We start from the raw sequence: 18,844 nt of genomic DNA, 5'->3' as shown, positions 1-18,844 counted from the left end.
GTTGAGGTCACTTGTACTTGTTGCCGACTTTTTCGGCGGCCTGCTGGCCCTTGGCCAGCGCGTCGGCCACGGTGCCCTGGCCGGCGATGGCGGAGCTGATCCCCTGGGAGACGCTGGTGCCCAGGGCGGCGAACTCGGGGATCCCGACGAACTGGATTCCGACGGCGGGGCGCGCCTGGGCGCCCGGGTTCTTCGGGTCGGCGTTCTCGATCGCGAAGCGTTCGGCCTTGAAGAACGGCGCGGCCTTCTGGAACTCGGCGTTCTCGTAGGTGGAGATCCGCTTGCCGGACGGGACCTTCGCCCAGCCGAGCTTGGCGGCCACGAGTTCCTCGTATTCCTTCGAGCTGGCCCAGGCGATGAACTTCCCGGCGGCATCCTGCTTCTTGGAGGCCGCCTGCATGGCCCAGGACCAGGTCCACAGCCAGCCGGAGGACGCCGTCTTCTTCACGGGTGCCTGGGCGTACCCGATCTTGCCCTTCACCGGTGAATCGGGAGCTTCGAGGGCGCCGGCGGCGGACGTGGCGTCGTACCACATGGCCACCTTGCCCTGGCTCATGTTGTTCAGGCACTCGGTGAACCCGGCCTGCGCGGCCCCGGCCTCGCCGTGCTCACGGACCAGCTTCGTATAGAACTCGGCGGCCGCGGTGAACTCGGGGGCGTTGACCTTCGCGTTCCAGTCCTTGTCGTACCAGGTACCGCCGAAGGTGTTCACCACCGTGGTCAGCGGGGCGAACACCTGTCCCCAGCCCGGCTGACCGCGGAGGCAGATTCCCTTCATGCCTGGCGCCGCGCCGTCGGCCTTGGCGGCAAGGTCTGCCACCTGATCCCACGTGGGCTTCTCCGGCATGGCCAGGCCCTTCGCGTCCAGGATGTCCTTGCGGTACATCAGGAACGAGGACTCGCCGTAGAACGGCTCGCCGTACAGCGTGCCGTCCTTGCCGGTGAGGGACGCGGTGTACGCGGGCAGGATGTCCGCCTGGTTGAACTGGGCATCCTTCGCCACGCTGTCCAGCGGCGCCAGCCACTTGTTGGCGGCGAAGAACGGGATCTCGTAGTTGGACAGGGAGGCGACGTCGTACTGGCCGGCCTGGCTGGAGAACTCCTGGCTGATCTTGGCCCGGACGTCGTTCTCCGGCAGGACCGTGTAGTTGACCTTGATCCCCGTTTCCCTGGTGAAGTTGTCCGCGGTCAGCTTCTGCAGGTCCTCCATCTGCGGGTTGTTCACCATCAGGACGTTGATGCTGTTCGGATCCCCCGCGCTGTTGCCGCCGCCGGCCCCCGCGCAAGCGGAGGCGGACAGGGCGATGCACAGGGCACCTGCGGCCAGCGAGGCGGCGCGCATCTTGGGACGCATAAGAACTCCTTTGTGCTCAAAAGTCAGGACCGCTGTTTCGGCTTCGGATCTCATCTGAGCTTGCTCATATGAGCAAACCGACGGCGCTCATCTGTCATGTGACTCTAGTCATATATACTCGTTTGAGCAAGGGGCGGTACTCAAATGATCAGATGTGCGAGAGGTGACGGGCATGACCGAGCTTTCCCATGAAGAGCTTCTGGCGCGCATCAGCAGCGAGTACTACCTGGAGAACCGGTCCAAGGTGGAGATCGGCAGCAGCTACGGGGTCTCGCGGTTCCAGGTGGCGCGGCTGCTCACGGAGGCCCTCGAGAAGGGCATCGTGGAGATCAAGGTGAATTTCCCGTCCCGCGTCTCCGCCGCCGACATCCGCCGCATCGAGAAGTTCCTGGGGATCGGCGAGGTGGTCGTTGCGGACACCAACGGGGACGTGATCCAGGCGCGCGGCATCCTGGCCAAGGCGGCCGCCGTCGAAATTTCACGGCAGGCACCGGCGGGCGGGACCATGGGCATCTCCTGGTCCCGCACCCTGGACGTGGCCTCCCGGCTGGTGCGGGAGCTTCCCAAGTGCGACGTCGTCCAGCTCGCCGGCGCGCTCCCCACCGAAGGTGAGAGCAACCCCCTGGAGCTGATCCAGCGGCTGGGGCATGCGAGCGGGGGTCTCACTTGGCCGCTCTGGGCACCTTTGGTGGTGGAAGATCCGACGACGGCGGCCGGCTTGCGCCGCCAGCCGGAGATCGCCGGGGCGCTGGCCAAGGCGGACTCACTCGACCTGGCAGTCGTCGCGATCGGCGCGTGGAAGCCCGGCACCTCGACGATCTGGGACCGGGCTGACGCTCAGGTGAGGCAGGAAGCGGTGGAGGCGGGCGCCGTCGGGGAATGCTCGGGGCGGCTGCTGAACGCCAAGGGCGTTGCGGTGGAATCGGTCCTGGATGAGCAGATCATCGCCGTCACCATCAAGCAGCTGCAACGGACCCCGAAGGTGATCGCCGTGGCGCAGGGGGAAGGGCGGGCTGAGGCCGTGCTGGCCGTGGCCAAGGCCGGCTTCGTCACCACGCTGATCATTGATTCGCCGCTGGCCAAGGCCCTGACCGACCTGATCGGCGGGGAGAAGCCACCGGACGCCGGGTAAGCGTGGCGCCGATTCAGTCGCGCTCGTACCGGGCAAGTGCCTCGATGTAGACAGCGGCGGTCTCTTGGTCGCCCCGGTCGGTGTACTTGGCGATGATGTTCGCCAGGTCGTGTTTGATCACCCAGTGCGCGTCGTAGGGTTCATGCGGGCGGGGAACGTAGTCGTTCATGTTGTCCCTCCCGCTTGCGCCTCTTCACGCTCCAGCAGATAGCGCAGAAATGCCGCCTGGTTGTCGATTTCCCGCTGCTTGCGCGGGGAGACCCAGTCCAGCACTTCTTTGTCCTCGGCCATGATGTTCCCCCTTTCCAGGTTATGGATTGATGGTGAACCCATTCCGGCAAGATCCGCGAAAGTTTCCTGCAAGATCGGCGAAGGTCTTCCTCCACACCAACGCGGGGTCACTTACCGCCCAATTTCGGCCCGTCATTGGGCGCCAAGTGACCCCGCGTTGCCTTCCCGCAGGCCCTCGGGGCGTCGGTCCGCGTCGGCGAGCGCCGTGAGCTACCTCGAGCGCCTAGACTCCCTTCGCTCTGGCCTGAACCAGATTGGCGAACGGCAGCTTTCCGTAAATCCCAATGAATTTCTCGTGGTACCTGGCTTCGGCAGAATTCACCTCGGATGCCGGCAGTTCCTTCCACGCGATGACTAGGGATTGGGAGTCGGCGAGTTGCCAAATGAGCCGACCGCCCCAGTGGCCCACAGGCTTCCCGCGGCCGAAATCGGTGAACTCCTGAATACGCTTTCGTAGTCCGCGATTGCCCGTGCTTCCTGCGCCTGCTTTCCCGATGTAGAGGATGTCCGTATCCTCGATCCACTCTGTTTCCAAGGCGGGTTGGAGCACAGACGGATCACGCCGCTTGAACCGGCCTCCCGAGCTCTTTGCAAGGAACACCCGCTCGAAGCCCACGGGTTTGAGCACCACATAGATTCCGGGGGCACGCGGAACCCGGTTGATGTCCAACTGTTCGAATGAACGGAATCCGGCGAACCCGTCGTCTTTTAGCGTCTGCTTGTTGATCTGCAATGCGTGTTCCTTAATCTGGGCCGTTGCGCCTGAGCAGATAGCAGCTATTCGAGGTGGGCGTAATCCGGTAGCGCGAACGCCTGGGCTGGTGGGTCGCCCCGGCTCATACGGGTGGCGATTCCACGCACCGCCCGCGTGCCGGCTACGCGCACAGCAGCCTGCAGCAGTGCGACGCCGGCCCGTGAAGTGGGGTTCGCGATCCTCGGCACGCCGGGCGGCAGTTTTTGGACCTGGTCGACCCATGGCCGCATTATCCGCTCGTACGCGGCCAGTCCATCGCGTAAGGCCGTGTGCTTGGCGATCTCTCCCGCCAGCACGTACGCCCCGACGACAGCGAGAGTGGTGCCCATCCCTGTCATCGGGGAAGGACAATGGGCGGCGTCACCGGCCAGCACGACGGGGCCTTTCGACCGTCGAGGGGCGTGCACTTGGCCCACTTCCTCGAAGTACAGGTCCTCGACGTCCTCCAGCGCTCCAAGTACCCGGTCGGTCTCCCAGCCGCCGCCGGAGAAGGTCTGGCGCAGCAGGGCGCGCTGCTCCTCCGGGGTCCGCCCGCTGGCGGCGTTGCGCTTTTCACCCCGGGTCAGCGTGCGGGTGATCAGCACACGCAGGGTGCCGTACCGGTCCGGCCGCAGGGAGATGGTGCCGCCTGGGGTGTTGAACCACCGCCACCAGTCGGTGTCCGAGTCGGTGCGGGCGATCGTGGCCCACGTCGCCTCCAGACCCAGGGACGTCACCACCGGTTCGTCACCGAAGACCAGCCTGCGGGTGTCGGAGCCGATGCCGTCGGCGGCGACGACGAGGTCGAACCGTTCCTCGCCGCCCTGCTCGAACGTCACCAGGGCGGCGTCGCCCTCCTGCTGAAGCGACGTGATGCGGTCGCCGAAGCGGTAGTCGGTACTGGCAGAGGTGTTGGAGACCAGCAGCTCGGCGAGGTCGCCGCGCAGGATCTCAACCTCTGAAGTCAGGCTCATGCCGCTTGGGTCCCCGACCGGAAACCGCGCCAGCGCCTGCCCACGCGCCCCGACGAACTCCAGCCCAGACTCGCCGGTGTGGGCCGCGCGGACCTGGTCCTCCAGCCCCATCCTCCGGATGACCTGAAGTCCCGCCCCGTTGACGTCAACGTTCTGCCCGCCGGTGCGCAGAGCCGGCGCCCGCTCCACAACCGTCGTGCGCCAGCCATAACGCTCCAGCCAGTAGGCCAGCGCCGGACCGGCGACGCTGGCGCCTGCGATCAAAGCGGAAGGAGTAGGCATGTTCCGAGGGTAGCCCAAGCAACCGCGCTGAAGATGCGGAAGAGTTTTTGTCCAGATAATGGCTTCTGGAAGCCTCTGAGCGGCCATTATCTGGACAAAAACTCGAAATGCGTTGCCTTTGGATGTCCGCGGTGCCCCTTAGAGTGAACTGACGGTAAGTCAGGCGCAGCACCGCGAGGACCGGATGGACTACTACGCAATCAACGCCCTGCGTGGGAATCATGCAGGCTGGTCCCTGCTGCGCGCCCAGAACGCCCCGCTCGCGATCTCGTTCTTCATGGCCGCCTTCACCGGTCCCAACCAGCGAAACCTGGGCCGGCAGCAGCTCATCGACAGCCTGGATGACGTGCTCTTCGGGCTGCGGGATGCCTACGGCGAGGACAAGTTCCCGCGGCAGGCAGCCGAATACCTGGATGACTGGGCCGCCCCCGAAAGGGCCTGGCTGCGGAAGTACTACATCCAGGGTCAGGACGAGCCCCGCTACGACCTCACGCCGGCGGCGGAGGACGTGGTCCGCTGGGTGGAGAGCCTGAAGGGCAGGGACTTCGTGGCCACCCAGTCGCGGCTCACCAGCATCTTTGCCGTCCTCGAGCGGCTGGTCCAGCAGTCCGAGACGGACCCCGAGGTGCGCCTGAACGAACTGCAACAGCAAAGAGACGCCATCGACGCCGAGATGCAGCGCATCCGCGACGGCAACATCCGGGTCATGACAGCCCCCGAAGCGCTGGACCACTTCCAACAGCTGCAAGCATTGGCCAAGGACCTCCTCTCCGACTTCCGCGAGGTCGAACAGAACTTCCGGAAACTGGACCGCCAGGTCCGCGAGCAGATCGCCACCTGGGACGGCACCCAGGGCGAGCTGCTGGAATCGATCTTCGCCAACCAGCAGGACATCAGCAGTTCCCTGCAGGGCCGGACGTTCCAGGGCTTCTGGGACTACCTCATGTCGCCGGAGTCACGGCGGAAACTGCAGGACCTCCTCCAAAGAGCCACACAGATCGAGGCACTGGCCAGCACGGAGAACCTCCACACGGTCACCAACCTGCACCAGGACTGGCTGCCCGCCGTCGAACAGACCCAGGGCACCGTCCGCCAGCTGTCCGAGCAGATGCGCCGGCTGCTGGACGACAAGGTGTTCCTGGAGAACAAGCGCATCATGCAGCTGATCCGGAGCGTCGAATCGGGCGCGCTGGCAACAAGGGAACAGCCGCCGTCGGGTGACTTCATCGCCATTGACGGTCCGCAGGTGGACATCACGTTGCCATTCGAACGGCCGCTGTATGAGCCGAGCCGGCGGGTCATGGTGGAGGACCACATCGAAACCGCCGACGACGCAGACGTGGACGCCGGCGCACTGTTCAGCCAGTTCCACGTGGACAAGGAACGGCTCAAAGCCAACATCGACGCCGTCCTCGCCGAGGCGGAACAGGCCACTCTCGCCGAGATCACAAAGAAGCACCCCGTTACGCAGGGGCTGGCGGAGATCGTGGCCTACTACCAGCTGGCCACGGAGTCGGACTGGGCCACCATCAACGCAGAGACTGAGCAGCAGATAGCCTGGCAACTGGAAGACGGCAGCATCCGCGAAGCCACCCTCGAACAGATCATCTTCGGAAGGCCCGCATGAATCCGGCAGCGCATTTCCCAGCCACCACCGAAACGGAAAGCCGCACGCCCGAGGAACTTCCCGGCGTCGTCACCCGGCTCTTCAAAGGCGTGCTGTACGCCGAAACTGACGAGAAGATCTGGCAGTCGCTGCTTGGCCTGTCCTCCCAAGTCCGCGACTACGTGTCCGTGCTGGGGCTGGACCTGATCCTGGACGAGTCCGAGGGCTACGCGTTCCTGAAGTCGCGCGAGGATCCGGATGGCACGCTCCCCCGGCTCATCGCGCGCCGCACGCTCACCTTCAACGTCAGCCTCCTGCTGGTGCTCCTCCGCCGCCGCATGCTGGAGTTCGACATCAACAGCAGCGAGGTCAGGCTCATCATGACCGAGCAGGACATCGTGGACATGGTCTCGCTGTTCCGGCCGGAATCCAGCAACGAGGCCCGGACTCTGGACCGGCTCCGGGCCGACATCAAGAAAGTGGTGGAGCTCGGCTTTCTCCGGAAGCTCAAGGGGCAGGCGGACACGTACGAGGTGGCCCGCATCCTCAAGGCGTTCGTGGACGCCCAGTGGCTGGAGGAGTTCGATACGCGGCTGGCGGACTACCGGGCGACGCTCGGCGGAACGCTGGGCGCCGGCACGCTGGGCGCCGGGACCTCCGAGGAGGACGGCAAGTGAGCACTGAAGTTCAGGACACCCTGTTCAGCCTGGAGGAAAAGACGGACGACGGCGGGACTCCCCCGGGTTTCCGGCTGCACCGTTTGGAGCTGCTCAACTGGGGGACGTTCCACCAGGGCGTGCGGACGTTCCGGCTGGACGGCGCCAACAGCCTCCTCACGGGCGACATCGGCTCGGGAAAATCGACGGTGGTGGACGCGATCACCACCCTGCTGCTGCCGGCCAACAAGATCGAGTACAACAAGGCGGCGGGCGCGCAGAAGAAGGAACGCTCGCTGATGTCGTACGTGCGCGGCTTCCACAAAAGCACGCGCAGCATCGGCGGCGAGTACTCCAGGCCGGTGGCGCTGCGCAGCACCGGCGCCCTGACCGTGGTGCTCGCCGTGTTTCGCAATGCGGTGCTCGGCAAGTCGGTCACCCTGGCCATCACGCTGTGGGCCACGCAGGAGGCCGGCCAGCCCAGCCGGTTCTACTCCCTGGCCGAGGCGGACCAGTCCATCGCGGTGGACTTCTCCAACTTCGGCCAGGACCCGGCGAAGCTGAAGAAGAAACTCCGCTCTGCCGGAGCGGCCGTGCACGACACCTTTGAGCCCTACGCCGCGGCCTTCAAGAGGCAGTTTGGCATCAGTGGCAACCAGGCCATGGAGCTGTTCCACCGCACGGTGTCCATGAAGCAGGTGGAAAACATCACCTCCTTCGTGCGGACCAACATGCTGGAGGAGGACAACGTCGCCGAGCGGATCGGCAAACTCATCCACCACTTCGACGACCTGAAAAAGGCCCACGAAGCGGTGCTGCGGGCCAAGGACCAGATCGCCCTGCTGACGCCCATCAGGGACGGCGCCGCCCAGCACGCGAAACTGAGCCACGACGACGAGCTGGCCCGCCAGCAGCGGGACCAGCTGCATCCCTGGTTCACGGACCGGAAGCTGCAGCTGAGCCTGGAGCACCAGCAGGAGCTGGAGCGGACCGGGGAACGGCTGAAGGAGGACAGTGCCAAACTCCGCACGGAGATTGCGGACAAGCGGCACGAGCTGCAGGCCGTGCAGGAGGATATTCGCACCAACGGCGGCGGCCGGCTTGCCGCGATCGACGCCGACGTCGCCCGGCTCGCTGTTGAGTCGCGGACCCAGCGGCAGCGCTTCGAGACCTACACGGAGGCCGCGAAGGACCTGGGACTGCGGACGCCCGAGGACCGGGTGCTGTTCGACAGCAACCGTGCCCGGCTTGGCGAGGTCGAGCAGCAGCTTGCCGCCCAGTCCGATGATCTGCAGGAGAGCCGCACGGCACTGACCATCACCCGCACCGGGCTCAACGCGCGTCTGACGGAGATCGGTGCAGAACTGCGCAGCCTGCAGTCCCGCCCGAACCTGCTGCCCATACCGCAACTGGAGCTCCGCCGTCGGCTGTGTGACGGGACGGGGATCGCGGAAGCGGCGCTGCCGTACGCCGGAGAGCTACTAAAGGTAAGGGACGGTGAGGGCGCGTGGGAGGGCGCGGCAGAGCGCACGCTGCACGGCTTCGCGCTGTCCCTGCTGGTGCCCGCCGAGCACTACGCGGCGGTCAGCAGCTGGGTGGACGCCAACAACCTCAAGGGCCGGCTGGTCTACCTGCGGATCGGGGAATCTCCGGCGGCCAGGACGGCGGAGCCGGGCACGCTGGCCGCGAAGATCGCTATCAAGCCGAACACCCCGTTCCGCAACTTCCTGCTGGACGAGCTCGCCACCCGGTTCGACCACTACTGCTGCGACACCCTCGAGGACTTCCGCCGCTACCCCAAGGCGCTCACCGTCAACGGGCAGCTCAAGGGCGGCCGGGGCCGGCACGAAAAGGATGACCGGCGGGAGCTCACGGACCGCCGCAACTACGTGCTCGGCTGGGACAACCACGACAAGATCAGCCGCTTCCTCACGGAGCAGGACGAGGTCAGGGGCCAGCTCCGGGTCACGGAGGCGCAGCTGGCCAAGGTGAACGAGAACCTCGGGGCGCTGGGCCGGCAGAACCAGCAGCTGGGCACCGTGCGGTCGGTGGCGGACTTCGGCGAGATCAGCTGGCAGCTCACGGCGCGGCGGATCGAGGAGCTCAAGGCCGAGAAGGCCGAGCTGGAAACCGCCAGCGACGTGCTCAAGCAACTGACCGCCAAGGAGTCCGCGGTGACCGCGGAGCTGGAACGGCTGGAGGAGCGGGCCGGCAAACTGCAGCAGCGTCTGGGCGAAAATAATAAGGACTCGAAAGACATTGCTGAGGCGATTGCGGACTGTCAGGAAACTCTCGCCGAGACTCCCCTGACGGACGACGGCGGGGTGCTGGCCGCCGTCGAACATCTCACCAAAGCGGCGCTTGGGGACAAGACGCTGACGTACAAGAACACAGGCACGGCGGAAAGCTCGGTCCGTGCCGGGCTGACGGATACCATCGACGCGCTGTCCAAGCGCATCGCGCGGGCGGCGGAGGGCACCGTCCGGCTGATGGCCGACTTCCGCAACAAGTACCCGAACGAGACCACGGACATCGACGCCACCCTCGAGGCGGCGCCGGACTACAACCGGCTGCTGGAGCAGCTGGTGAGCAATGACCTGCCGCGGTTCGAGGCGCACTTCAAGGACACGCTGAACCAGAACACCATCCACGAAGTGGTTGGACTAAATGCCTTCCTTGAAGGTCGGAAGCAGGACATTGTGTCGCGGATCCGCGACATCAACCAGACGCTAACGGGGATTGAGTACAACCCGGGCCGGCACATCCAGCTGGAGCACCAGAACAGCACCGACCTAGACGTCCGCCAATTCGGCATTGATCTGCGGGCGTGTTCGGAGGGGACCATCGGCGACGAGGACCAGTACTCGGAGCAGAAGTACCTGCAGGTGGAGCGGCTGATCGAGCGCTTCCGCGGCCGCGAGGGCAAGACCATGCTCGATGAACGATGGACTGCCAAGGTCACGGATGTGCGGAACTGGTTCACGTTCTCGGCGTCGGAGAAGTGGACGGAGACGGGCGAGGAGTTCGAGCACTTCACGGACTCGGGCGGTAAGTCCGGTGGGCAGAAGGAGAAGCTGGCGTACACGATTCTAGCGGCGGCGCTGGCGTTCCAGTTCGGGCTGGGGTCGGGGGCCTCGTCCAAGAAGGCCAACAGCGGCCGGAGTTTCCGGTTTGTGGTGATCGACGAGGCCTTCGGGCGCGGGTCGGACGAGTCGGCACGGTACGGGCTGCAGCTGTTCCAGCGCATGAAGCTGCAGCTGTTGATCGTCACGCCGCTGCAGAAGATCCACGTGATCGAGCCGTTCGTCTCGCACGTGGGGTTTGTGGCGAACACCAACGGCGACGATTCGCAGCTGCGCAACATGACCATCCAGGAGTACCGCGACGAACGGGACCGGCGTGCCGGCTGAGTCCTGGACCACGGTTTCCGGGTTGCGGGCGCTGTCGCTGAAGGCGTGGAACAGCGGTGCGCTGCTGCGGGAATTGCTGGAACCGTCGGGCGCATACCCGCGCCGCCGTTCGCTGAAACGCCCGACGGCGGCAGCCCCGTTGAGCGATTACGCTGCGGCCCATCGGTGGGCGGCTGAGCTGTTCGCCGGGGTTGGCCCGTACGAGCTGGAAACGGCGGAGGTGGGGCGCCGGACCGTGGGCTCCAACCGGGTCCCGGCCACGGCTGTGTTTGCCACCGTGGAGGACGAGGTTGGCTTCATCGGAAAGTCCCGGGAGGCGGCGCGGTTTCGGGACCTGACGGCTTCCCTCGGTGAGCTGGATCCGCTGCTGGCTGGCTGGGCGGCGCGGCGGCCGTTGAAGCTGCTTGAGCTTGGTTCGGATGCTCTGACAGCAGCACGAGTGGCGCTTTGGCTTCGGGACAACCCGGAGCCTGGGATCTACGTCCGCCAGCTCGGGCTGCCCGGAGTGCACACAAAGTTCATCGAACGAAACCGGCAGGTCATCGATCAGCTGCTTGCCGCCCTTTCGCTGGCATCCGAAGGCAGCGAAGAGGATACCGACGCCGATGCTTCGTCGGAGGTCGCCGAACCTGCTGTGGCTGGGTCTGATGCTGCCCTGGAAAACGGCACCGGCCGCACTCCCGCAGCCCGTTTTGCCCGCAGGCATGGGTTCCTGCATCCGCCGGAGCTCGTCCGGTTCCGCATCCTCGACCCCGGCATTCCTGCTCTGGGTGACGCACGGGACATCACCGTCACAGCTGAAGCCTTCAGCACTCTGAAGCTGCCGGTGCACACCGTCATTGCTACCGAGAAACAGATCAATTTCCTTGCGCTTCCGGAGCGGCCCGGAACCCTTGCCCTCTACGGGGCGGGTTATGGCTTTTCGTCACTGCGCGACGCGACTTGGCTTCGCGACTGCAAGGTCCTCTACTGGGGCGACATCGATACGCACGGCTTCCGGATCCTGGACCAGCTCCGTGCGGTCCACCCGCATGTGGAGAGCGTGCTGACGGATGATGAGACGTTGCTTGCGCACCAAGACTCTTGGGGATCGGAGCCGGCGCCGTCGAGGGCTGCGCTGACGAGACTCATGCCGGAGGAAGCCGCCCTGTACGAAGCGCTGGGCAACGACATGTATGGACTAGCCGTCCGCCTCGAGCAGGAGCTCATCAGTTGGGACTGGGCGCTGGACCGACTCCGCCCGGGGAATTGAGCTTGTCGAAACCAAAGTACCTTCCTCCTCGATGAACGCGAGTGGTATTTGTATAGGCGTGCTTCCCCCTAAACTGCCCGAATCCCCCTGTTAGCCCACGTCACTATCGTGGTTTTCAGCTTCCCGGCCACGTTGTAAAACAAGTTCACCTTGTGTGAGTAGCCCTTTAGGAATGCATCATCGTCTATCACGGATGTTGAATTGGAACTCGAAGCGCGAATCTACCGAAGTAGCATGTGCCCTTAGCCGGCTCGACCTAGCACACGAATCGGGTCCTCAAGAATCTGCCCATTCACGTCGCGCTCATCGACCGTGGGACCGCTGCGATCCCACCCAGTGAACCTGATGATCTTCGTTCGGGAGCCTTCGTCTCGCGGGGCAAGCTTTCGTTCGAGCAGCCCGGAGAGCCGTCTCTCATGTGTAGACACAATGAGCTGTCGCCGCGCCCTGAGGTGCCTGCAGAGGTCAGCAAACCCGAGTACATTCACATCATCCATCGACTGAACTGGGTCATCCAGCAATAGAAATGGCAATCCCGTGCCCTCCATCGAAAGACTCATCGCAATGAAGTAGGACAAGGCGACAATGTTGGCTTGCGAGGTAGAAAAGATCAAGAGCGGGTCTGCCGAAATGCGAGCCACAGGATCGATGACCAGGGGACTGGTAGTCCCCCTCCGATAATATGTGTCCAGCTCGAACTCAACAGTCTTGAACGCGGGATGTGGATCCAGACGGTGGAAGATATCCGCAACCAACGGTTGAATGGAACGGAGCCGCCTTTCAGTGACTTCTACTCTGGCCTCAAGCGTCTTCTCGGCGAGATGTCGCAGCCTTGCTGATCTAGTAGTCTCCGCGGCCAACTGACGTTCTACGGCGGCGACCGCTGCTTTCAAGCTGGTGCGTTCAGCAACGCCGCGCTCTATTGCATTCTGGTCGTCTTGGCGATCGAAAGTCTCCAAGAGGTCATGCAGGGCCCGGCGCGCTCCGCGAAAATACTCTGACACCGGAACCGCGATTGACCCAAAAAATTCGGTGGTGAATTGATCGAACCTCACGAGACGGATGTCCTCAGCGAGAGCTTCGACTGCGTCTGCAGCTGCCCTGTCCGCGACGCTGAAAGCCCGCCAGCTCTCGGCTCGCTGCTCGGCGGCGGCAAGTTCGTCCGCAGCCACGGAGGCCGTTCTTGAAGCGTTGTTGAAGTTGTTCGCCGACTCCACAAATGCTGTCTCCAGTTCGAGGAGTGTTCCGGTAGCCTCCGCCCGCTGAAGCAGCTCACGCTCAACATGCTCACGGTCGATACCCTGGCCACAAACTGGGCAGTCATCCGACAGCATCGGTATAGCAAGGGCAGCCAACTTTGCCACGTCGGCCGCCGTCAATCGCGCTGCGTTCAACTGTGACTGCGCCACCCCTCTTAGGATCTCGGCAGCGTCCCTCGCCTCCTTAGCCCGTTCGGCTTCCCCGCGAAGATCATCAATAGTGTCAGCGTTGGGACGATCCCCCAAGCCTTCGCGCAGCTGAGAGGCACGGCGGACGGCTGCGTGAGCGGAGTCTATAAGCTCGGCCGCGCGGCCGACTTCTGTAGCTGCGAAACGCACACCATCTGGCGACTCCAGGTTCAAATCAGCGTCGCTGAAGACCACTCCGACGGGCGTTGCGTGCAGCTTGGAGAGGACCTCATTGCGTATGGCTTCAATTTGGGGGCGACTCGCCAACCTTGCTTGCGCTGTCTCGAGTCGATCCTGTGCTTGCTTCAGCGCGACGACTAGCTCGGCGTGTTCACTCCAAACCTGTCCCTGACGGTCGGACGCCTGCTTCGCCACAGACTTCATAGCGTCCTCAAAGTCTTCCAGCGCTCCAAGTCCGAGCACTGTGCTCAACTGCCTATAGCGCTCCGCCGGCTTTGCTTCCAGCACACTCCGCAGCACGTCTTGCTGCATCAAACCGGAAGTGCCTAGCGCTGAATGGAGGGACAATTCGCTATTGGGCAACAGGATGCGGCGAAGCTCTGCTTCGGCTTCTGCGCCAAACAACGGTGCTGCGCCCTGTCGGCCAAGCTCAAGAGTGCTTCCCCCTTGATCGCCCGTACGACGTAGCGTCACTTGCCCTGCCGGCAGACTGAGATCTATCTCGACCGAAGCCTTCCGCCCTATTCGGTATTGATTTACCACATGTTCCACGTTGCGTCGCGAGCGCAGAGCTTCAAGTCGTTCAATCTTGCCGAGCAAGACCCACTGCAACGCATCGAAGAAGCTCGTCTTCCCAGTGCCGTTCGGTCCGGTGACAACAACCGCCGATGCCGAGAGATCGAACTCCCGGACATCACGAAAACCGCGAAATGCTTCGACACGCAGTCTGTCGATGCTGGACTTAAAGGACGTCATCGAGAGATGCCCCCTGTTCGAAAGCAGTAACAGCGCGCCGCGCAAGCTCCTCGTCAACGCCGTTTGAGATGAGTGTTTGCAGAAGCGACTCCAGCGCGTCGGTGTGTACGACGGTGGCTGTAGGCGTCACGGGCTCAAGAAAAGGGGCGAGGGCATGTCTCAGGGCTTCCGGCGTCGGGTCCACCCCGGTGTGCGCGATGCGGCGCACACGCGATGTGTCGTGATTGATGGCGTAAAGGTCGCGAGTGACGGCGTCATCCTCGGCAGACTTCTCCTGAGTTAGCAGGACGAGGTACGTATCCCACTTTTTCGGCCCGAGTGCTACAGACTCGATGCGTTTCGAGAGAGCCTCGAAAACCGCGGGTTCCGCCAGGATCAGATTGCGAATGGTGTTCATGGCGGCCACGGCGACGACGAAATAGCTATTCTCCGCAACTACCAGCTCGATATTCTCCCCGATGGTCTCGACCTGGAATCCCTGTTCGGACAAGACCGTCTTGGTGAAGCCGAGAAGCTCGTTGTCGGACCGACCCGACAATGACGTAGTTTTCACGATGCAAGCACCTCATCGGCGTGTGTGATGTCTGGTACCAGGGCAAGGGGCCCATCAACGATATCCCGTTCATCAGCGTCGCCCATGATGTTATTGGGGAGCGAACTGGACTTGGTGATCCGTCCCACACCGCCAGCAACCACGAAACGTGGATGGGGCTCATCCCGGTATGCATGGGCCTGCAGCCGATATTCGGCGGCCTCGACGAGATGTCGCTGCGGCACCGTCTGCGTCGCCACTAGTACCTCAATAGGCCCTTGGTCAGTATCAAATACGAGATTCTGGGCAAGCCGGACCGAGTCTCCCCCGAGGCGCCCCAAAGCGATAAGGACCTTACCCAACTCCGGACTCTTGAGGACGGCCTCGCCGGCCCGCGGGTTGATGTCAACTTCACGCGCCCATTGGAGCACAGTTAACGAGTCGGACTTGAACAGCCCTTCCGTAGCTTTTTCGAGGTTAGCTGTGAGCTCAGCGTCAGACGCTATACCGGCGCTGTGCTCACCAAACCGTCCGATTATGTATGCCGAAGCGATCTGATCCATGAACTGGTCGGCCGTTGCTGGTATCTTGTGATCGTTGCGAAGGTTTGGCGCGACGGTTCTCCACTGAGAGCTCTCCCAGCCTGACTCGATGTCTGGCGTTACGACACGAATATTCTCGACGGAACCGACTTCGTTGATTGCTTCCTGGATGCGCTGTTTCACGTACCCTGCAACGTCTCCGATCCCAATAAACACCACGACGGCACTCCCGAGCCGTGCGTGAGTCTGTTCACGCACCCAAGGAGGCGGGTCCTGTAGATGACCGCTTGTCACAAGCAAGGAATTGGGCTGTGAGGCACATCCGTGAATCTTGAGAACCGAGGGCGGGGTAATTTCCGCCAAGTCATGATTGCTGGTGACAGTTGGCAGGCGTTCCTCGCCGGCTCCTCGCTCGATGCAGTTGTCCCAATTCGTCGTCAGGACATCAATTGCTCCTTCGAGCATCAGGTGCGCCAAGACGCGGTGGGCATACCCGGGCTTAGCCGACTTGAAGTTCGCCGCTGAGGCCGACGTTTGGCGCAGGGCGCTTTCCCCGTTGGGAAGGGCCGCGACGGCATCTGCAACGGCAACAAGGTCCCACGGGTCGATGCCCTCGAGACTCGGGAACGCCGCCTTGAGCCGCGTATGGATTACTTTTGAGAGAGATGCGCCCGTCGGGAGGTTAGTTGGTTGAGAGAGGCTAATACCCGCACCAGCGTAAATCACGACCTTGCCGCCCGACATCGCTTGAGTTGCCAGCGCGACCGCATATGGCGGAACGTTGGCCGTGACTGAAGGCGGGGCGTGCGACATGCCCCAAGTCTAGTGGTGGTTACAAGTACCAACAGCGGACGACGTAACGGTGCATCCTCTGGCCTTTCCCGCGGAGGAGTCTCTCTGGGAATCCAGGCGGTTCCCCGGTGGCGACTCTTTTCGTCCGTGTGTCCTCCCCATTTTTGCTGTCGTATCCCGCCAAGCCTGCTTGCCTCTGGAGCCTGAAGCCCAGACACCACCATTCAGCTCGCACCTGTAACGGCCGATCGAATCACGTTCAGATTCGATGAAACAAAGCCAAGGTTCGGTCCGTTCCAGAACCCATTGTTGCTACCATCGACCGGCTCACCAGCCGCTTTCAAGTGCGCGAGCACTATACAAGTCCCGGCAAGCAACTTGTCCAACAAGCCCGTACCCCTTGCTACGCTGGAAACTCTCCATGAACAAAAAGCGAGGCAATAACGTGCACGAGGACGCCGTCCGGTTCCTGTCCCAGCCGGTGGAGGCCCAGCCCGGCTCACCGCTCCGGGTCGCCGTCTACTCACGGATCGCCGAAGCCATCCGCAACAACCTGCTGCAGCCCGGCTCCATGCTCCCCACCGAGACCGAACTCGGCACCGACATGAAGGTCAGCCGCACCGTCGTCCGCGAAGCCCTGATGCTGCTTGAGGAGGACGGCCTGATCCGCGCCCGCCGCGGCGTCGGCCGCTTCGTCTCCGACACCCTCCCCCGCATCGGCATCGAACGCATCCGCCCCTTCGAGGAGGTCCTCGGCGGCCCCGGCCACCAAGTCCAGATCAAGCGCATCCAGGTCGAGAAGCAGCCCGCCTCCGAATTCGTCGCCCCCGGCGTCAGCGTAGAACCAGGCAGCGACGTCTGGCTCTGGGAATCCGTCCTCATCCGCGACGGCGAACCGATCGCCCACCTCCAAGAAAACATCTCCGCCCTCCCCGTCAGCTTCGCCAGCGGCGCCGCCGAACCATTGGAAATTAAGGACGACGGCGGTACCACCTTGCTCACGGCGCTCAACAAGGCGACGGGCCGGGGATTGGGGCCGGGCGAGTGCCAGATCAGCCTGAGCCAGGTCGGCCCGAGCCGCGCGAAGCTGCTGGACCTGCGCCCGTCCGACCCCGTCCTGGTCCTCACGCAGTACGTGCGGCACGCGAACCGGCCCTTCTACTTGGCCAAGTGCCTGATCGCCGACCGGGCAGGGCACCTCTCCGTGATGCAGTCCCTCCAATCCTGAGCGGGCCGGGAGCGCAGTCACACCGTGCGTTTTCGCTTCAAGGCGTAGAGAAATTTCCCGTGGTGTTCGTGCAGCAACAGACTATTCGAAGAGTAATGCCCCGGCCGCAAACGGCCGGGGCACCCCTTGCGCCCTGAAGCTGCGCGTTCCAATCAATGCCGCATGTTCTAGAGTCCAGTCTTGCTCACGCCGTACTCGGCCTGCGCCGGGGTGAAGCCCTCAAAGAGCAGTTGGTCAACCAGCCCGGCACGCGAGAAGGACGTGTATTCCAGGTAGTCCTTGGCCTTTTTCGCTGCCTGATCGTTCCAATTGACGCTCACGCGATCCACTGCCCAGGTCGCATCCGCTGTCGAATACTTCTCAAAGACCAGCTGTTTGATGAGACCGGTGCGCGAGAATGCGGTGTACTCGAGATAATCCCCAGCCTTCTGCAGGGCATTCTGCTGACTGATCGTGCCAGCTTCGGCAGCAGCCTTCGCAGCAGCTGCAGCCTCCGCCTTAGCCTTTGCAGCAGCGTCGGCCTTGGCCTTGGCCTCAGCGTCAGCCTTCGCCTTGGCCTCAGCGTCAGCCTTAGCCTTCGCCTCCTTGGCAGCCGCGTCAGCCTTCGCTTTGGCCTCAGCGTCAGCTTTAGCCTTCGCCTCCTTGGCAGCCGCGTCAGCCTTCGCTTTTGCGTCAGCCTCAGCCTTAGCCGCGGCGGGATCCAGCGTTGCAGTCTCGGCCGGAGCAGCACTTGCGGGAGCAACCGAAGAGTCTTTGGAAGTGGAAACGGCCGGCTCGGACGACGGGGCAGCTGCACTGCGGCTGGCGTTGAAGATAATGCCGAGGAGGATGAAAGCGCCCGTGACGATCAAGGCCACTTTCTTGTGCCTGTGGTAACCCTCCAGCGGAAGGCCCTGCTTATCGCGGGTCTTGTTCACGAGTACGAGGATGAGGTCGATCAGGGCCCATATCCCCAGACCGCCGAAGGTGATCAGCTTGAGGATGCCAGTACCGACTTTGCCCAGATAGAACCGATCCACGCCCAAACCGCCGAGGAGCAGGGAGAGCAACCACGTCACGAGGAATGACTTATTGCCCTGTTGTCCCTGCCCCCTCTGCGGGTACCCATAAGCGGCGCCCGGTATGGGCGGCTGCTGGGACATTTGCGGGTGGGGCTGCTGATTCAGGACTTGCCCCGGGTACGGCGTCTGGGCGGGCTGGCCAGGGTACGCAGCCGGCGGCTTCGGCGGCATGGCCGGCGGCCATTCGGGCTGACCGAAGGCGGAAGCCGCTCGGGGTGTTAGAGGCTGTTCGGGATAGGACTGGGACATGCTGTTCCCTTCGATGGTGTGTCATGCGGATCATCTCGTCTTGAGGGCGTCTGGATTTCCCATCGAAAGCCGGCTTCCCCACAAGCCGCGTATTCCGCATTCATCTTTTTGCCACATGCTCAAGCTCGCCGTGGGTTTGGCAACGCAATACGCAAGGTTCAGCGCAGGATTTTGCAAAGGTCTAGCGTGCGTCAGACCCGCCGTCGGATCCTGACGGAAATCGCCGAGACAGCGGTAACGCCAGGCACGCGAACCGCCCCTTCTACCTGGCCAAATGCCTGATCGCCGACCGTGCCGGGCACCTCTCGGTGATGCAGTCACTTCAGTCTTAACCCAAAGACTCCGCCAGCATGAGCTGGCGGAGTC

Annotated in this window: 15 protein-coding genes; 6 read left to right on the top strand and 9 right to left on the bottom strand. The window is 63.5% G+C overall.

From position 1 onward, the window contains the following. Positions 1 to 7: 7 nt before the first annotated feature. On the bottom strand, positions 8 to 1,354 hold the full coding sequence (locus ACFRAH_RS03240; protein WP_377989475.1) for an ABC transporter substrate-binding protein: 1,347 nt from the start codon (positions 1,352 to 1,354) through the stop codon (positions 8 to 10). Positions 1,355 to 1,526: 172 nt separating this feature from the next. On the opposite strand from ACFRAH_RS03240, the gene ACFRAH_RS03235 reads away from it, so the two are divergent. Next, on the top strand, positions 1,527 to 2,486 hold the full coding sequence (locus ACFRAH_RS03235; RefSeq protein WP_377989474.1) for a sugar-binding transcriptional regulator: 960 nt from the start codon (positions 1,527 to 1,529) through the stop codon (positions 2,484 to 2,486). 13 nt (positions 2,487 to 2,499) lie between these two features. Here the strand turns inward: ACFRAH_RS03235 and ACFRAH_RS03230 are convergent, their stop codons facing one another. From ACFRAH_RS03230 to ACFRAH_RS03215, 4 genes are all read right to left on the bottom strand, one after another. Further along, the gene (locus ACFRAH_RS03230) at positions 2,500 to 2,655 is read right to left on the bottom strand and encodes a hypothetical protein (protein WP_377989473.1); all 156 of its coding nucleotides are present in this window, start codon (positions 2,653 to 2,655) and stop codon (positions 2,500 to 2,502) included. Then, on the bottom strand, positions 2,652 to 2,777 hold the full coding sequence (locus ACFRAH_RS03225; RefSeq protein ID WP_377989472.1) for a hypothetical protein: 126 nt from the start codon (positions 2,775 to 2,777) through the stop codon (positions 2,652 to 2,654). Before ACFRAH_RS03225 ends, ACFRAH_RS03230 begins: the two co-directional genes overlap by 4 nt. Positions 2,778 to 3,000: 223 nt before the next feature. Next, positions 3,001 to 3,510, bottom strand: a complete 510-nt coding sequence (locus ACFRAH_RS03220; protein WP_377989471.1) for a hypothetical protein — start codon at positions 3,508 to 3,510, stop codon at positions 3,001 to 3,003. Between the two features lie 44 nt (positions 3,511 to 3,554). Next, positions 3,555 to 4,766: an FAD-dependent monooxygenase gene (locus ACFRAH_RS03215; RefSeq protein WP_377989470.1), complete on the bottom strand. Its 1,212-nt coding sequence runs from the start codon at positions 4,764 to 4,766 to the stop codon at positions 3,555 to 3,557. Between the two features lie 184 nt (positions 4,767 to 4,950). Here ACFRAH_RS03215 and ACFRAH_RS03210 point away from each other — a divergent pair, with 184 nt between their 5' ends. From ACFRAH_RS03210 to ACFRAH_RS03195, 4 genes are read left to right on the top strand one after another with little or no spacing between them, the layout of a single operon-like run. Beyond that, a complete protein-coding gene (locus ACFRAH_RS03210) occupies positions 4,951 to 6,393 on the top strand; it encodes a DUF3375 domain-containing protein (protein ID WP_377989469.1) in 1,443 nt (480 codons plus the stop codon). Beyond that, the gene (locus tag ACFRAH_RS03205) at positions 6,390 to 7,049 is read left to right on the top strand and encodes a DUF4194 domain-containing protein (RefSeq protein WP_377989468.1); all 660 of its coding nucleotides are present in this window, start codon (positions 6,390 to 6,392) and stop codon (positions 7,047 to 7,049) included. The genes ACFRAH_RS03210 and ACFRAH_RS03205 overlap by 4 nt, the downstream gene beginning before the upstream one ends. Next, positions 7,046 to 10,438, top strand: a complete 3,393-nt coding sequence (locus ACFRAH_RS03200; RefSeq protein ID WP_377989467.1) for an ATP-binding protein — start codon at positions 7,046 to 7,048, stop codon at positions 10,436 to 10,438. The genes ACFRAH_RS03205 and ACFRAH_RS03200 overlap by 4 nt, the downstream gene beginning before the upstream one ends. Then, complete coding sequence (locus ACFRAH_RS03195) at positions 10,428 to 11,690, top strand: Wadjet anti-phage system protein JetD domain-containing protein (RefSeq protein ID WP_377989466.1); 1,263 nt, start codon at positions 10,428 to 10,430, stop codon at positions 11,688 to 11,690. Before ACFRAH_RS03200 ends, ACFRAH_RS03195 begins: the two co-directional genes overlap by 11 nt. 242 nt (positions 11,691 to 11,932) lie before the next feature. On the opposite strand, the gene ACFRAH_RS03190 is transcribed toward ACFRAH_RS03195, so the two are convergent. Genes ACFRAH_RS03190 through ACFRAH_RS03180 form a run of 3 tightly spaced genes read right to left on the bottom strand, consistent with a single transcriptional unit; the run spans position 11,933 to position 15,961 of the window. Next, on the bottom strand, positions 11,933 to 14,074 hold the full coding sequence (locus ACFRAH_RS03190; RefSeq protein WP_377989465.1) for an AAA family ATPase: 2,142 nt from the start codon (positions 14,072 to 14,074) through the stop codon (positions 11,933 to 11,935). Continuing rightward, positions 14,061 to 14,627, bottom strand: coding sequence for a hypothetical protein (locus ACFRAH_RS03185; protein ID WP_377989464.1), 567 nt, complete (start codon positions 14,625 to 14,627; stop codon positions 14,061 to 14,063). Before ACFRAH_RS03185 ends, ACFRAH_RS03190 begins: the two co-directional genes overlap by 14 nt. Next, positions 14,624 to 15,961, bottom strand: coding sequence for an SIR2 family protein (locus ACFRAH_RS03180; protein ID WP_377989463.1), 1,338 nt, complete (start codon positions 15,959 to 15,961; stop codon positions 14,624 to 14,626). Before ACFRAH_RS03180 ends, ACFRAH_RS03185 begins: the two co-directional genes overlap by 4 nt. Positions 15,962 to 16,385: 424 nt before the next feature. On the opposite strand from ACFRAH_RS03180, the gene ACFRAH_RS03175 reads away from it, so the two are divergent. Then, positions 16,386 to 17,168, top strand: coding sequence for a GntR family transcriptional regulator (locus ACFRAH_RS03175; RefSeq protein WP_377989515.1), 783 nt, complete (start codon positions 16,386 to 16,388; stop codon positions 17,166 to 17,168). Positions 17,169 to 17,335: 167 nt separating this feature from the next. Here the strand turns inward: ACFRAH_RS03175 and ACFRAH_RS03170 are convergent, their stop codons facing one another. Beyond that, on the bottom strand, positions 17,336 to 18,310 hold the full coding sequence (locus ACFRAH_RS03170) for an Ltp family lipoprotein (RefSeq protein WP_377989462.1): 975 nt from the start codon (positions 18,308 to 18,310) through the stop codon (positions 17,336 to 17,338). Positions 18,311 to 18,844 lie beyond the last annotated feature (534 nt).

Origin of the sequence: Arthrobacter sp. NPDC056727 (assembly GCF_042790555.1) — a bacterium.
GTDB lineage: Bacteria > Actinomycetota > Actinomycetes > Actinomycetales > Micrococcaceae > Arthrobacter.
The sequence above is the reverse complement of the archived record's forward strand: the minus strand, read 5'-3'. Positions and strand labels throughout refer to the sequence as shown.